The organism is Blastococcus sp. MG754426, assembly GCF_021699055.1.
GTDB lineage: Bacteria > Actinomycetota > Actinomycetes > Mycobacteriales > Geodermatophilaceae > Blastococcus.
On record NZ_SSXC01000001.1, the window covers coordinates 198,686 to 212,053 of the forward strand.

13 protein-coding genes are annotated in these 13,368 nt (G+C 73.5%); 10 read left to right on the forward strand and 3 right to left on the reverse strand.

Going from position 1 to position 13,368, the window contains the following annotated elements:
* Positions 1–103: 103 nt before the first annotated feature.
* From E9549_RS00975 to E9549_RS00985, 3 genes are all read left to right on the forward strand, one after another.
* The gene (locus E9549_RS00975) at positions 104–3,865 is read left to right on the forward strand and encodes a multifunctional oxoglutarate decarboxylase/oxoglutarate dehydrogenase thiamine pyrophosphate-binding subunit/dihydrolipoyllysine-residue succinyltransferase subunit (protein ID WP_236824704.1); all 3,762 of its coding nucleotides are present in this window, start codon (positions 104–106) and stop codon (positions 3,863–3,865) included.
* A gap of 76 nt (positions 3,866–3,941) precedes the next feature.
* Positions 3,942–4,130 carry a DUF6104 family protein gene (locus tag E9549_RS00980; RefSeq protein WP_236824705.1) on the forward strand — a complete coding sequence of 63 codons (189 nt, stop codon included), beginning with the start codon at positions 3,942–3,944 and terminating at the stop codon, positions 4,128–4,130.
* A gap of 159 nt (positions 4,131–4,289) precedes the next feature.
* Complete coding sequence (locus tag E9549_RS00985) at positions 4,290–5,003, forward strand: metal-dependent hydrolase (protein WP_236824706.1); 714 nt, start codon at positions 4,290–4,292, stop codon at positions 5,001–5,003.
* A gap of 6 nt (positions 5,004–5,009) precedes the next feature.
* Here the strand turns inward: E9549_RS00985 and E9549_RS00990 are convergent, their stop codons facing one another.
* Positions 5,010–5,294, reverse strand: coding sequence for a hypothetical protein (locus E9549_RS00990; RefSeq protein WP_236824707.1), 285 nt, complete (start codon positions 5,292–5,294; stop codon positions 5,010–5,012).
* Between the two features lie 75 nt (positions 5,295–5,369).
* On the opposite strand from E9549_RS00990, the gene E9549_RS00995 reads away from it, so the two are divergent.
* The 3 genes from E9549_RS00995 to E9549_RS01005 are packed head-to-tail and all read left to right on the forward strand — an operon-like array spanning position 5,370 to position 9,357.
* Positions 5,370–6,557: an RtcB family protein gene (locus E9549_RS00995; protein ID WP_236824708.1), complete on the forward strand. Its 1,188-nt coding sequence runs from the start codon at positions 5,370–5,372 to the stop codon at positions 6,555–6,557.
* A 20-nt stretch (positions 6,558–6,577) separates the two neighbouring features.
* The gene (locus E9549_RS01000; RefSeq protein ID WP_236824709.1) at positions 6,578–7,921 is read left to right on the forward strand and encodes an MFS transporter; all 1,344 of its coding nucleotides are present in this window, start codon (positions 6,578–6,580) and stop codon (positions 7,919–7,921) included.
* Positions 7,918–9,357, forward strand: coding sequence for an aminotransferase class V-fold PLP-dependent enzyme (locus tag E9549_RS01005; protein ID WP_236824710.1), 1,440 nt, complete (start codon positions 7,918–7,920; stop codon positions 9,355–9,357). Before E9549_RS01000 ends, E9549_RS01005 begins: the two co-directional genes overlap by 4 nt.
* On the opposite strand, the gene E9549_RS01010 is transcribed toward E9549_RS01005, so the two are convergent.
* Complete coding sequence (locus E9549_RS01010; protein ID WP_236824711.1) at positions 9,347–10,540, reverse strand: NADP-dependent malic enzyme; 1,194 nt, start codon at positions 10,538–10,540, stop codon at positions 9,347–9,349. The genes E9549_RS01005 and E9549_RS01010 overlap by 11 nt on opposite strands.
* Before the next feature lie 53 nt (positions 10,541–10,593).
* Here E9549_RS01010 and E9549_RS01015 point away from each other — a divergent pair, with 53 nt between their 5' ends.
* Positions 10,594–11,196 (forward strand): dTDP-4-dehydrorhamnose 3,5-epimerase family protein, encoded by a 603-nt coding sequence (locus tag E9549_RS01015; RefSeq protein WP_236824712.1) that lies wholly within the window; start codon positions 10,594–10,596, stop codon positions 11,194–11,196.
* Here E9549_RS01015 and E9549_RS01020 read toward each other — a convergent pair.
* Positions 11,182–11,577 carry a S26 family signal peptidase gene (locus E9549_RS01020; RefSeq protein WP_236824713.1) on the reverse strand — a complete coding sequence of 132 codons (396 nt, stop codon included), beginning with the start codon at positions 11,575–11,577 and terminating at the stop codon, positions 11,182–11,184. The two genes, E9549_RS01015 and E9549_RS01020, sit on opposite strands and share 15 nt — an antisense overlap.
* A 51-nt stretch (positions 11,578–11,628) precedes the next feature.
* On the opposite strand from E9549_RS01020, the gene sodN reads away from it, so the two are divergent.
* The 3 genes from sodN (at position 11,629) to E9549_RS01035 (ending at position 13,362) form a co-directional block, all read left to right on the forward strand.
* On the forward strand, positions 11,629–12,033 hold the full coding sequence (gene sodN, locus E9549_RS01025) for a superoxide dismutase, Ni (RefSeq protein ID WP_222194002.1): 405 nt from the start codon (positions 11,629–11,631) through the stop codon (positions 12,031–12,033).
* A 157-nt stretch (positions 12,034–12,190) separates the two neighbouring features.
* The gene (locus E9549_RS01030; RefSeq protein WP_236824714.1) at positions 12,191–12,604 is read left to right on the forward strand and encodes a VOC family protein; all 414 of its coding nucleotides are present in this window, start codon (positions 12,191–12,193) and stop codon (positions 12,602–12,604) included.
* An 80-nt stretch (positions 12,605–12,684) separates the two neighbouring features.
* Positions 12,685–13,362, forward strand: a complete 678-nt coding sequence (locus E9549_RS01035) for a phosphatidylserine decarboxylase (protein ID WP_236824715.1) — start codon at positions 12,685–12,687, stop codon at positions 13,360–13,362.
* Positions 13,363–13,368 lie beyond the last annotated feature (6 nt).

Here is a 13,368-nt window from a genome sequence, read left to right on the forward strand (position 1 = left end):
CCGGTCGGTGCCCCGGCACGGGCGTAGACTCGACACCCGGTCCAGCGACGCGCCCCTCAGACGCAGCCCCGAGACGAAGAAGGCACTCGACCCCGTGTCAAGCGTGAGTTCATCCCGACCGTCGTCCAACTCGTCCCCGGTCGCCGGGTTCGGCACCAACGAGTGGCTGGTCGAGGAGATGTACCAGCAGTTCCTCGCCGACCCGTCCAGCGTCGATCAGGCGTGGCACGAGTTCTTCGCCGACTACCGTCCCGGTCCGCCGGCCGGTGGCGACCGGGAGCACGCGCCCTCGGGGAACGCGGCGCCGACCCCGGAGAGGACGGCCCCGCGGGAGGCCACCCCGGAGAAGGCGGCGCCCGTGAAGTCCCCGGCCGCCCCCGCCAAGAAGCCCGACCTCCAGCGCCCGGCCGCCGGGTCCCAGCCGACGGGGAGCCAGCCCGTGCAGAAGACCGACCAGCCCGCCGCCAAGCCCGCCCCCGCGGCGCCCAAGCCGCCGGCCGGCGACGGCAAGCAGTCCCCGCTGCGCGGGGCCGCCGCGGCGGTGGTCAAGAACATGAACGCCTCGCTGACCGTGCCGACGGCGACCAGCGTGCGCGCGGTGCCGGCCAAGCTGCTGGCCGACAACCGCATCGTCATCAACAACCACCTGGCCCGGGCACGCGGCGGCAAGATCTCGTTCACGCACCTGATCGGCTACGCGCTGGTCCGGGCGCTGGACTCGTTCCCGAACATGAACAGCGCCTTCGCCGAGGTGGACGGCAAGCCGGTGCTGGTGCAGCCGGAGCACGTCAACTTCGGGCTGGCCATCGACCTGCCCAAGCCCGACGGCTCCCGCTCGCTGGTGGTCGCCTCCATCAAGGCCGCCGAGGGGATGGACTTCGCCGGCTTCTGGGCCGCCTACGAGGACATCATCCGCCGCGCCCGGAACAACAAGCTGACGATGGAGGACTTCTCCGGCACGACGATCAGCCTGACCAACCCCGGCACCATCGGCACCAACCACTCGGTGCCGCGGCTGACCGCCGGTCAGGGCGCGATCATCGGCGTGGGCGCCATGGAGTACCCGGCCGAGTTCCAGGGGATGAGCCCCGAGGTGCTCACCGAGATGGGCGTCTCGAAGATCATCACGCTCACCTCGACCTACGACCACCGGATCATCCAGGGCGCGGAGTCCGGCGACTTCCTGCGCAAGCTGCACGCGCTGCTGCTGGGTGAGGACGGCTTCTACGACGAGGTGTTCCGCTCCCTGCGGATCCCCTACGAGCCGGTGCGCTGGATGCCGGACGTGCGGGTCACGCGCGAGGGGCAGATCGACAAGGAAGCCCGGGTCATCGAGGTCATCGAGTCCTACCGGCGCAACGGCCACCTGATGGCCGACACCGACCCGCTCGAGTTCAAGGTCCGCACCCACCCCGACCTGGACATCCTCCAGCACGGCCTGACGCTGTGGGACCTCGACCGGACGTTCCCCGTCGGCGGGTTCGCCGGCGAACGGCTCATGGCGCTGCGGGACATCCTCGGCGTGCTGCGCAACTCCTACTGCCGCACCGTCGGCGTGGAGTACATGCACATCACCGACCCCGAGGAGCGCGAGTGGCTCCAGGAGCGGATCGAGGTCAAGCACGCCCAGCCCGACCGCGAGAAGCAGAAGCACGTGCTCGGCCGGCTCAACGCCGCCGAGGCGTTCGAGACCTTCCTGCAGACCAAGTACGTCGGCCAGAAGCGGTTCAGCCTCGAGGGCGGGGAGTCGGTCATCCCGATCCTCGACGAGGTGCTCATCGCCGGCACCGACCACGGCCTCGACGAGGTCGCGATCGGCATGGCCCACCGCGGCCGGCTCAACGTGCTCGCCAACGTGCTCGGCAAGAGCTACGCCAAGATCTTCGGCGAGTTCGAGGGCAACATCGACCCCGGCACCGTCCAGGGCTCCGGTGACGTGAAGTACCACCTCGGGGCCACCGGGAAGTTCCGCAACCCGTTCAAGCCCGACGCCGAGATCGCCGTCTCGCTGGCCAGCAACCCCAGCCACCTGGAGACGGTGAACCCCGTCCTGGAGGGCATCGTCCGCGCCAAGCAGGACATGATCGACAAGGGCGAGCAGGGCTTCACGGTGCTGCCCGTGCTGCTGCACGGCGACTCCGCGTTCGCCGGCCAGGGCGTGGTGCAGGAGACGCTGAACCTCTCCCAGCTGCGGGGCTACCGCACCGGCGGCACGGTGCACGTGGTCATCAACAACCAGGTCGGCTTCACGACCAGCCCCGGTTCGGCGCGCTCGACGCTCTACTCGACCGACGTCGCCCGGATGGTCAACGCCCCGATCTTCCACGTCAACGGCGACGACCCCGAGGCGTGCGTCCGGGTGGCCCGGCTGGCGGTCGAGTACCGGCAGCAGTTCAAGAAGGACGTCGTCATCGACCTCGTCTGCTACCGCCGCCGCGGGCACAACGAGGGCGACGACCCCTCGATGACCCAGCCGCAGATGTACGACATCATCGACCGCAAGCGCTCGGTCCGGAAGCTCTACACCGAGGCGCTCGTCGGCCGCGGCGACATCACGCTCGAGGAGGCCGAGGAGGCCCTCAAGGACTACCGCGGGCAGCTCGAGCGGGCGTTCGCCGAGACCCACGACGCGCAGGACTCCTCCAAGCCCGAGCCGGTCATGGACCCGCGCACGCCGCAGGAGTCCACGGTGCAGACCGCGATCACGCAGGAGGTCCTCAAGACCATCGGCGACGCGCACGTCTCCTTCCCGCCGGACTTCACCCCGCACCCGAAGCTCCAGAAGATGCTCGAGAAGCGGGCCGCGATGGCCAGCGAGGGCGGCATCGACTGGGCCATGGGTGAGCTGCTGGCCTTCGGGTCGCTGCTGATGGAGGGCGTGCCGGTCCGGCTGGCCGGGCAGGACTCCCGCCGCGGCACGTTCGTGCAGCGCCACTCGGTGCTGATCGACCGGGAGAACGGCGCGGAGTACACCCCGCTGGCCAACCTCACCGAGGAGCAGGCGAAGTTCTTCGTCTACGACTCGCTGCTGAGCGAGTACGCCGCGCTCGGCTTCGAGTACGGCTACTCCGTCGCCAACCCCCGGGCCCTGGTGCTGTGGGAGGCGCAGTTCGGCGACTTCGTCGACGGCGCCCAGATGGTCATCGACGAGTTCATCAGCTCCGGCGAGGCCAAGTGGGGGCAGCGCTCGGGCGTCGTCCTGCTGCTGCCGCACGGCATGGAGGGGCAGGGCCCCGACCACTCCAGCGGCCGGATCGAGCGGTTCCTGCAGCTGTCGGCGGAGAACAACATGACCGTCGCCAACTGCACCACCCCCGGCAACTACTTCCACCTGCTCCGCCGCCAGGCGCTCTCCGACGTGCACCGGCCGCTGGTCGTCTTCACGCCGAAGTCGCTGCTGCGGGCGAAGGCGGCGGTCAGCCCGGTGGAGGCGTTCACCGAGGAGGGCTTCCGCCCCGTGCTGCCCGACACCGGTGTGGGCGGAGAGCCGCTGGACGGCTCCGCGGTGCGGCGCGTGCTGCTGTGCAGCGGCAAGGTGGCCTACGACCTGATGGCGCAGCGGGAGAACGAGGGCATCGCCGACACCGCGATCGTCCGCGTCGAGCAGCTCTACCCGCTGCCGGCCGAGCAGATCCGCGCCGAGCTCGAGCGCTACCCGGAGGCCACCGACGTGGTCTGGGTGCAGGAGGAGCCGGCGAACATGGGCGCCTGGCAGTTCATGGCGGTCAACCTGCCCGAGGAGCTGCCCGAGGGCCGCACGCTCCGGCGGGTCAGCCGCCGGGCGTCGGCGAGCCCCGCGGTCGGCTCGGCGAAGGTGCACGAGGTCGAGCAGCGCAAGCTGGTCGCCGAGGCCTTCGCGGACTGACCGGCGCCCCGCAGCGAACACCGACGACGCCCGGCCCCCGATCACCCCGGGGGCCGGGCGTCGTAGGTTCTCCGGCATGTACTTCACCGACCGGGGCCTGGAGGAGCTGGCCGAGCGGCGCGGCGAGGAGCAGGTCACCCTCGCCTGGCTCGCCGACCAGATGCAGGCGTTCGTCGACCAGCACCCCGACTTCGAGGTGCCCGTCGAGCGGCTGGCCACCTGGCTGGCGCGCGGCGGCACGGACGACGACGACCTCGAGGAGTGAGCTGACCGTCCCGCCGCTCGGGCTGGTGGTTCCGGGAGACCTCACCGCGTTGCGCACGAGCGTGGTGACGGGCAGCCGTATCCCGCGCCCCGCGCATGCGCGAACCGTCCTCCGGTGCGCCTCCGCCACGGACAGCCCCGCAGGCCGCACGCTCGGTAGGTGCTCGGTCACTCCCATGCGCTCTCCGGCCTCGCGGCAGGCGCCGCGACGCTGCCGTGGGCGCCCGTCCAGGGCGCGGTCGCCCAGGGGGCCTGGGTGGCCGCCGTCGGCGGTTTCGCGATGCTCCCCGACCTCGACCACCGCAACTCCACCGTGTCGGACATGTGGGGCCCCGTCACCGACGTGCCGGCCGGGGCGATCGGCGCGCTGGCGGGCGGGCACCGCTGGGGTACCCACGACGCCGTCCTCGCGCCGCTCGCCTTCGGGGCGCTGGCCGTGGCGGCCACCGGCGCATTCTGGTCCAGCCTGCTCCTGATGGCGCTGGCCATCGGGCTCGCGCTGCGCGCCCTGCACTTCGTCATCCCGGGCCGCACCGAGACGACGATCCTGGGCAACCTGCTGCTGTCGTGGGGCGGCGCCTGGCTGCTGCTCGACCACACCGGCACCCCGTCGTGGCTGCCCTGGGCGGTGGCGGCCGGCGTGCTCACCCACGTGGTCGGTGACGCGATCACCACGGCCGGGGTGCCCGTCCCGCTGCTCTGGCTGGTGAAGCGCAAGCGACTGGCGCTCTCACCCATCCGCACCGGCGCCACCGTGGAGCGGGTCGCGCTGGTGCCGCTCTTCGTCGTCGCCACCGTGGTCCTCGCCTACACCAACACCGACCTGCACACCGCCCTCGACCCGCTCGTGGACCGGCTCACCAGCGCGGGCTGAGCCGGTTCACGGGCGCGGGTTCGTCCGCGTCCACCCGCGGTCGTCGCGCCGGGCACCCTGACCGGCGCGGCAGCGGCGGCACACCACCTGCACCTCCTCGGCGTGCCGCCCGGACTCCGGCTGCACGTCCGGCCAGCCGACGTGCGGGAAACGGGTGAGCCGCGACCGGCTGAGCGCGAGCCCGCACACCGTCTCGTTGCGCCCCCGTTCCCAGGCGTGCACCTCCCCGGCGGGGTACCTGATGCCGTCGTCGGGGTCGACCCACTGACCCGTCGCCGCAACGCTCGCCATGGGGCCCCGGTACCCACCGGTGCGGGGTCCGGCAAACGAGTCGCCGGAGGTGACCGGTCCCCGCAGAATCCAGGGGTGGAGAGACTTGCGGACAAGCTGCTGAACTGGGCGAGCATCCTCGACGACGAGACCCGCCGGCAGGCCGAGCGCACCGCCTCCCTCGACATCGTGCACCCGCACGTGGCGCTGATGCCCGACGCCCACCTGGGCAAGGGCGCCACCGTGGGCTCCGTCCTGCCGACGCGCGCCGCGATCATCCCGGCCGCGGTGGGCGTCGACATCGGCTGCGGCATGATCGCCGTCCGCACGCCCTGGACGGTGGACGAGGTTCGGGCCCGCGGCCCCCTCGCACCGCTGCGCGGTGACATCGAGCGCGCCGTCCCGCTGTCGGCCGGCCGCTACAACAGGAAGCTGACCGAGACCGCCCGGCGCCGGGTCGCCGAGCTCGAGGCGACGGCCGAGGAGCTCGGCGACCGCGTCCTGCACGCGGTGACGACGACGGCCCCGAACTGGGCGCTGCAGCTGGGCAGCCTGGGGTCGGGCAACCACTTCATCGAGGTGACCGCGGACGAGCGGGACCGCGTCTGGCTCTTCCTGCACTCCGGCAGCCGCGGGGTGGGCAACAAGATCGCCCAGAAGCACATCGCGATCGCGCAGGAGCGGGCGCGGCGCGACGGCCTCGCCCTGCCCGACCGCGACCTCGCCTGGCTGGACGAGGGCACCCCGGAGTTCGACGGCTACGTCGCCGAGCTGCGGTGGGCGCAGCACTTCGCGCTGCTCAACCGCGAGGAGATGATGGACCGGGTCGCCGACGCCCTGGCCCGGCACATGCGTGCCGACGCGACGCCGGAGCTCGAGAGGGTCAACTGCCACCACAACTTCACCCAGCACGAGCGGCACTTCGGCGAGGAGCTGTGGGTGTCGCGGAAGGGCGCCATCCAGGCGGAGGAGGGGCAGGCCGGGCTCATCCCGGGCTCGATGGGGACGGCGAGCTACGTGGTCACCGGCCTGGGCAACCCGGAGTCGCTGAACAGCTCGCCGCACGGCGCAGGCAGGGTGTACTCGCGGAGCAGGGCGCGCCGGACGTTCACGCGGGCCCAGCTCGACGAGTCGATGCGCGGGATCGAGTGGCGGCACAGCGACGCGTTCCTCGACGAGATCCCCGCTGCGTACAAGGACGTCGACGTCGTGATGGCCGACGCCGCCGACCTGGTGGAGGTCCGGCACACCCTGCGCCAGTTGGTGAACGTCAAGGGCGACTGACGCGCTACGGTCTCGATCCCGTGACCACCGTCCCACCCGGCGCCCGGCTGACCCGGGGCACGCACCTGGGCTACGCCACGGGCTCGATCGGGACGGCGGCGTTCGGCACGGTCCCCGGGCTGCTGCTCCTGTACTACCTGACCGACGTGCTGGGCGTGGCCGCGGCGATCGCCGGCCTGGTGGTGTTCGCGCCGAAAGCCTGGGACGTGCTGCTCAACCCGTGGGTCGGGGGCCGCTCGGACCGCACCGAGGGCCGCTGGGGGCCGCGCCGGCCGTGGATGCTGGCCGGCGGGCTAGCGCTCCCCCCGCTGTTCGTCCTGGTGTTCGCGGGACCCGGCGCCCCACCGGGGGTGGCCGCCGCCTGGGTGGGGGTCACCTTCCTGCTCGCCGCCACCGCCTACGGCTTCTTCCAGGTGCCCTACGTCGCGCAACCGGCGGAGATCACCGACGATCCCGACGAGCGGTCGGCGCTGATCTCCTGGCGGGTCGCCGCGCTGGCGGTCGGCATCCTGCTGGCCGGCGCGGGCGCACCCGCCGTCGTGGACGCGTTCGGCGGCGGGCGGGACGGCTACCTCGCCATGTCCGTCTTCGTCGCCGTGCTGCTGGCCGGTGGCATGCTCGGGGCGGTCATCGGCACCCGCAACGCACCCACGCTGACCCGGGTGCGCAGCGAGGGCCGGCTGCTGACCACGCTGCGGCTGGCCTGGGGCTCGCGGCCGTTCCGGGTGCTGCTCACCGGCTTCGTCGTCCAGGCGCTCGGCATCGGCGTGATGCTCGCCGGGGTGCCGTACTTCTCCCGGTACGTCCTCGGCGATGCAGCCGCGGGGACGCTGCTGTTCGCCGCCCTCGTCGCACCGGCCATCCTGGTCATGCCGCTGTGGCTGGGGTTCAGCCGCCGGTTCGGCAAGCGACGCGGCCTCCTGGTCTCGTCGGGGGTGTTCACCTCGTCGGCCGCGGCGCTCGGCGCCGCCTCCGGTGGGGGGACCGCCGTGGTCCTGCCGTTCGTGGTGCTCGTCGGCATCGGGTACGCCGGCATGCAGATGTTCCCCCTGGCGATGCTCCCCGACGTCATCGCCGCCGACGAGGCCGCGTCGGGGCAGCGCCGGGCCGGCGTCTTCACCGGGGTCTGGACCGCCGCGGAGACCCTGGGTCTGGCGATCGGGCCGGGCCTGCTGGGCGGGCTGCTCGCGCTCGCCGGCTACGTGTCCTCCCGGGGGGACGACGTGGTCGCGCAGTCGGACACCGCGGTCTCCGCCATCCTGCTGGGCTTCACCCTGGTCCCCGCGCTGCTCGTGCTCGCCAGCCTGCCCGTCCTCGCCCGCTACCGGCTCGACGCCGTCCCCACCCAGGAGGTCCCCGCGTGACGCCCCAGGACGTGCTCGCCGAGCTGACCGCGCTGCAGCGCGGCGACGTGCCCACCCACGGCGGGGCGACCATGGCCTACGTCTACGACTCCGGGCTCGCCGAGGTGGACGAACTCGCCGGGGCCGCGCAGGCCGCGTTCCAGTGGACCAACGCGCTCGACCCGACGGCCTTCCCCAGCGTCGCCCGCATCGAGAACGACCTCGTCGGCGCCGCGCTCGAGCTGCTGGGGGGCGGCCCGGACGCCGTCGGGACGCTCACCAGCGGCGGCACGGAGAGCTGCCAGCTCGCCGTCCTGGCCGCGCGCGAGCAGTGGCGCGCCCGGGGCGGCACCGGGCGGCCGCGCATGCTGCTGCCCGTCACCGCCCACGCCGCGTTCCGCAAGGCCGCGCACCTGTTCGACGTCGAGGTCGCCGACATCCCGGTCGACCCGGTCACCTGCCGGGCCGTCCCCTCGGCGGTGGCCCGCCGGCTCGACGAGCGCGCGGTCCTGGTGGTGGTCAGCGCGCCCTCCTACCCGCACGGCGTCCTGGACCCGGTCGGGGAGGTCGCGGGGCTCGCAGCCGGCGCCGGGGTGCCCTGCCACGTGGACGCCTGCATCGGCGGCTGGGTGCTGCCGTTCCTGGACGACGTCCCCGAGCCGTTCGACCTCTCCGTCCCGGGCGTGACGTCGCTGTCGGTGGACCTGCACAAGTACGGCTACGCCCCCAAGGGCGTCTCGCTGCTCCTCACCGCCACCCCGGAGCTGCGGCACGCACACTGGTTCAGCACCGCCGGCTGGCCCGGCTACCCCGTGGTCAACCCGACCCTGGCCGGCACCCGCCCCGCCGGCGCGATGGCGGCCGCCTGGGCGGTGCACCGCTGGGTGGGCACCGACGGCTACCGGGAGCTGGCCCACCGGGCCAGGGGCGCCGCGGTGCGGCTCGCCGCCGGGGCCGCCGCGATCGACGGGCTCCGGGTCGTCGGCCGGCCGGTCGCGACGCTGGTGGCCCTGGCCGCGGACGGCCCCGACGGCGTCGACGTGCTGCACCTCGCCGACGAGATGACCGCGCGCGGCTGGCTGCTCCAGCCGCAGCCGCCCTTCCCCCAGGACGGCGGCGACCTCCCCGCCACCCTGCACCTCACCGTCACGGCAGCGACCGCCGGGCGCGTCGAGGCGCTGCTGGCCGACCTCCGCGACGCCGCGCGGGCCGCGGCCGCCCTCCCCCGCCCCGTGCCGGACCCCGGGCTGGTGGCCGCGGCCGCCACGATCGACCCGGCGGCGCTGACCGTCGCGGAGGTCGAGGCGCTCCTGGAGCTGGCCGGGGTCTCCGGCGGGTCGCTGCCCGAGCGCATGGCCCCCGTGCACGCCCTGGTGGCGGCCCTCCCCCGGCCGGTGGCCGAGCGACTGCTGGCCGGCGTCCTCGGGCGGGTCTACCGCCCCGCGCTCACCGCGTGACGCCCTGCTCCCGGGCGCAGGCGGCCACGGCCTCGGCGACGGCGGTGGCGACCCGCCGGTCCAGCGGGCTGGGGACGATGTAGTCCGGCCGCAGGTCGTCACCGACGACGCCGGCGATCGCGGAGGCGGCCGCGAGCTTCATCTCCTCGGTGATGCGGGTGGCGGCGGCGTCGATGGCGCCGCGGAAGACGCCCGGGAAGGCCAGCACGTTGTTGATCTGGTTGGGCAGGTCGCTGCGGCCGGTGGCGACGACGGCGGCGTGCCTCGCGGCCATCTCCGGGTCGACCTCCGGCGTCGGGTTGGCCAGCGAGAACACGATGGCGTCCTCGGCCATCGAGGCGATCGCCGCCTCGGGCACCGACCCGCCGGAGACGCCGAGGTAGACGTCGGCCCCCTCCAGCGCGGCCACCATCGTGCCCGCGAACCCCGACCGGTTGGTGTTCTCGACCAGCCACCGCTTGGTGCCGGTGACCTCGCGCCCGGCGTGCAGGACGCCCTGCGAGTCGGCGACGGCGATCTCCCCCACCCCCGCCTCGAGCAGGATCTTGGTGCAGGCGACGCCGGCCGCCCCGGCGCCGGAGACCACCACCCGCAGGTCGCCCAGTTCGCGGCCGACCACCGCGGCGGCGTTGCGGAGCGCGGCGAGGACCACGATCGCCGTCCCGTGCTGGTCGTCGTGCATCACCGGGATGTCCAGGCGGTCGCGCAGCCGGGCCTCGATCTCGAAGCAGCGGGGAGCGCTGATGTCCTCGAGGTTGATGCCGCCGAAGGACGGCGCGATCGCCGCGACCGTCTCGACGATCTCGTCCACGTCGGTGGTGGAGAGCACGATCGGCACCGCCGAGAGCCCGGCGAACTCGCTGAACAGGCAGGCCTTGCCCTCCATGACCGGCAGCGAGGCGACCGGTCCGATGTCCCCGAGGCCGAGCACCGCGGTGCCGTCGGAGACGACGGCGACGACGCGGGGCGCCCAGGTGAACCGGCGGGCCAGGCCGGGCTCGGCGGCGATCGCGCTCGAGACGCGGGCGACGCCCGGGGTGTAGGTGAGGGCGAGGTCGGCGATCGAGCCGATCGAGCGGGTCGAGGACACGGAGAGCTTGCCGCCCTCGTGCACCGCGAACGCCGGGTCGGAGGCGAAACGGTCGGTGCCGACGAGGTCCCCGGAGGCCGCATTTCCGCTCATGGGCACAGCAGCGTAAACCCGGCCGGCGGCCGGTCTGTCGCTACGGTGCGGTGGTGGAGATCCGCGAGCTCGCCGTGCCCGACAGTTTCGTGATCGACCTGACGCCGCACGGCGACACGCGTGGACGTTTCACCGAGTGGTACCGCGCCGACCAGTTGTCTCAGGCAGTGGGACACCCGCTGCCCCTCGCCCAGGCCAACCACAGCGTCTCGACGGCGGGTGTGCTGCGCGGGGTGCACTTCGCGCTCGTGCCGCCCGGTCAGGCCAAGTACGTCTACTGCCCGGCCGGGCGGGTGCTCGACGTCGTCGTCGACGTCCGGGTCGGCTCGCCCACCTTCGGGTCGTACGACACCGTGCTCCTCGACAGCGAGCAGCCGCGGGCGGTCTACCTCGCCGAGGGGCTCGGGCACGCCTTCCTCGCCCTGGCCGACGGCAGCTCGGTGACCTACCTGGTCTCCTCCCCCTACGACCCCGCGCGCGAGTTCGGCGTCTCCCCGCTGGACCCCGACCTGGCCCTGCCGTGGCCGGCGGACGTCGCGCTGGAGCTGTCGGCCAAGGACCGTGCGGCGCCCACCCTCGCCGAGGCCCGGGAGCAGGGCCTGCTGCCCACCATGGCGGAGTGCGCGCAGCGGTACGCGCAGCTACGCGGCGCCTGACCCGGACGCCGGGGGCCCCGGGGCCAGCCGGCCCGGGCGCGGCCACAGCCGCCCCACCACCCGGCCGACGACGGCGGCGGCCCCGAAGGCGCGGCTGTCGTCGGCCACGAACGGGTTGTCGCCCTCGACCCAGTGACCGCCCTCGACGGCGCAGCGGACCCGCTTGACCACCAGGAGCTCCGGCCGGGCCGGGAAGCGGGCCAGCACGACGTCGCCCTCCCGCACGGCCGCACCCGCCCCCAGCCGGCGGACGAGCAGGCGGTCCCCGTGGCGGACCGTCGGCGACATCGACGGGCCGCTCACCCGGGCCAGCACCCAGCGCGTCGCCAGCCGGGGAACCTCCTCCGGACCGCGACCGGCCGACGTGTTCCCGCTGATCACCGCGGGTAGGGTCGCAGAAGACCCATCCCCACGAACCCGGAGGCACCACCCATGCGTCTGTTCCGCATGTTCTCCGCCGTGGAGGCCACCGCGCACTGCGACCTCCCCTGCGGCGTGTACGACCCGGCCCAGGCCCGCATCGAGGCGGAGTCGGTCAAGGCCATCCAGGAGAAGTACCAGAGCAACGAGGACCCGGTCTACCGGACCCGGGCGATCATGATCAAGGAGCAGCGGGCGGACCTGGTCAAGCACCACCTGTGGGTGCTGTGGACCGACTACTTCAAGCCCCCGCACTTCGAGAAGTACCCGCAGCTGCACGAGCTGTTCAACAAGGCCACCAAGCAGGCCGGCGCGGCCGGCGGCAAGGGCAGCATGGACCCGGCCGAGGGCCAGAAGCTCCTCGACTACATCGCCGAGATCGACAAGATCTTCTGGGAGACCAAGGCCGCGGCCTGAAAGGAGGACCCCGTCCTCCTCGCGACGGGGCCGTTCCAGCACCTCACCGGCCGGTGACCCCCTCCGGGGTCACCGGCCGGTGGCGTCCCCGGGCACCGATGAGTTCCCGGCGCGGGCCCCGTCTCCCCTCGGACCGTCCCCGACCCGAGGAGCGACCATGACCATCCGGCTCAACCCCTACCTGCACTTCGCCGGCGATGCCCGAGCCGCGATGGAGTTCTACCGCTCGGTGATGGGCGGTGAGCTGGAGGTGATGACCTTCGGCGACGCCGGCGGCGGGGGCGGCGAGTACCCGGACGACGGCGTGATGCACGCCTTCCTCCGCACCGACGCCGGCCTGGAGCTCATGGCCTCCGACGGGCACGACCCGGCGGCGGGCGGGCCGGACAAGGTCTCCTGCTCCCTGTCGGGGGACGACGCCGAGACCCTCACCCGGTACTTCGAGGAGCTCGCGGCGGGCGGCACCGTCGACGTGCCGTTCGAGAAGCAGGTGTGGGGTGACACGTTCGGGCAGGTCACCGACCGGTTCGGCATCCGCTGGCTGGTGAACGCCGCCACACCCGCCTCCTGAGCCCCTGACGTCGTCACCGGACCCGGCGGTCCGGTGACGACGCGGCCCGGTGCGACCGCCCCCGGTAGCGTGGGGCCACCATGCGCATCGACCCCGCCGGCTGGCCCTTCATCGCCGGCCCGCTGACCCCGGCCGCCCTGCTCGCCACCGGCGCCCGGCTCACGGGTCGCCGCTGGCCCCGCCTCGCCGCCTGGCCCCTGCTCGGTCTCGCCGCCTACATGGCGGTCTTCTTCCGCGACCCGGACCGCCGGTGCGACACCACGCCCCCCGGCCCGGACGACGTCCTCTCGCCCGCCGACGGGGTGGTCATCGTCGCCGGGGAGCCGCAGGAGGGGGTGGCGCCCGGCGACGCGCCCGAGGGCGGCTGGCAGCAGGTGAGCGTCTTCCTCTCCGTCGTCGACGTGCACGTGAACCGCTCCCCCTACCGCGGGGAGGTCGTCGAGAGCTCCTACCGCAAGGGCAGCTTCCTGGCGGCCTACCGCAAGGAGTCGGCGCACCGCAACGAGCGCAGCGAGATCCGGCTCCGTGACGGCGACCGCACGGTGGTCTTCCGGCAGATCGTCGGGGTCCTGGCGCGCCGGATCGTGACCCGCACCGGGGTCGGCCGCACGCTGGCGACGGGGGAACGGATGGGGCTGATGAAGTTCGGCTCGCGCATGGACGTGTTCGTGCCGCGCGAGTGCGCCATCGCCGTGACGGAGGGACAGCGCGTGCGGGGCGGCGAGACCGTCATCGCCCGCTGGCCCGCCACCCGCTGAGGCGCG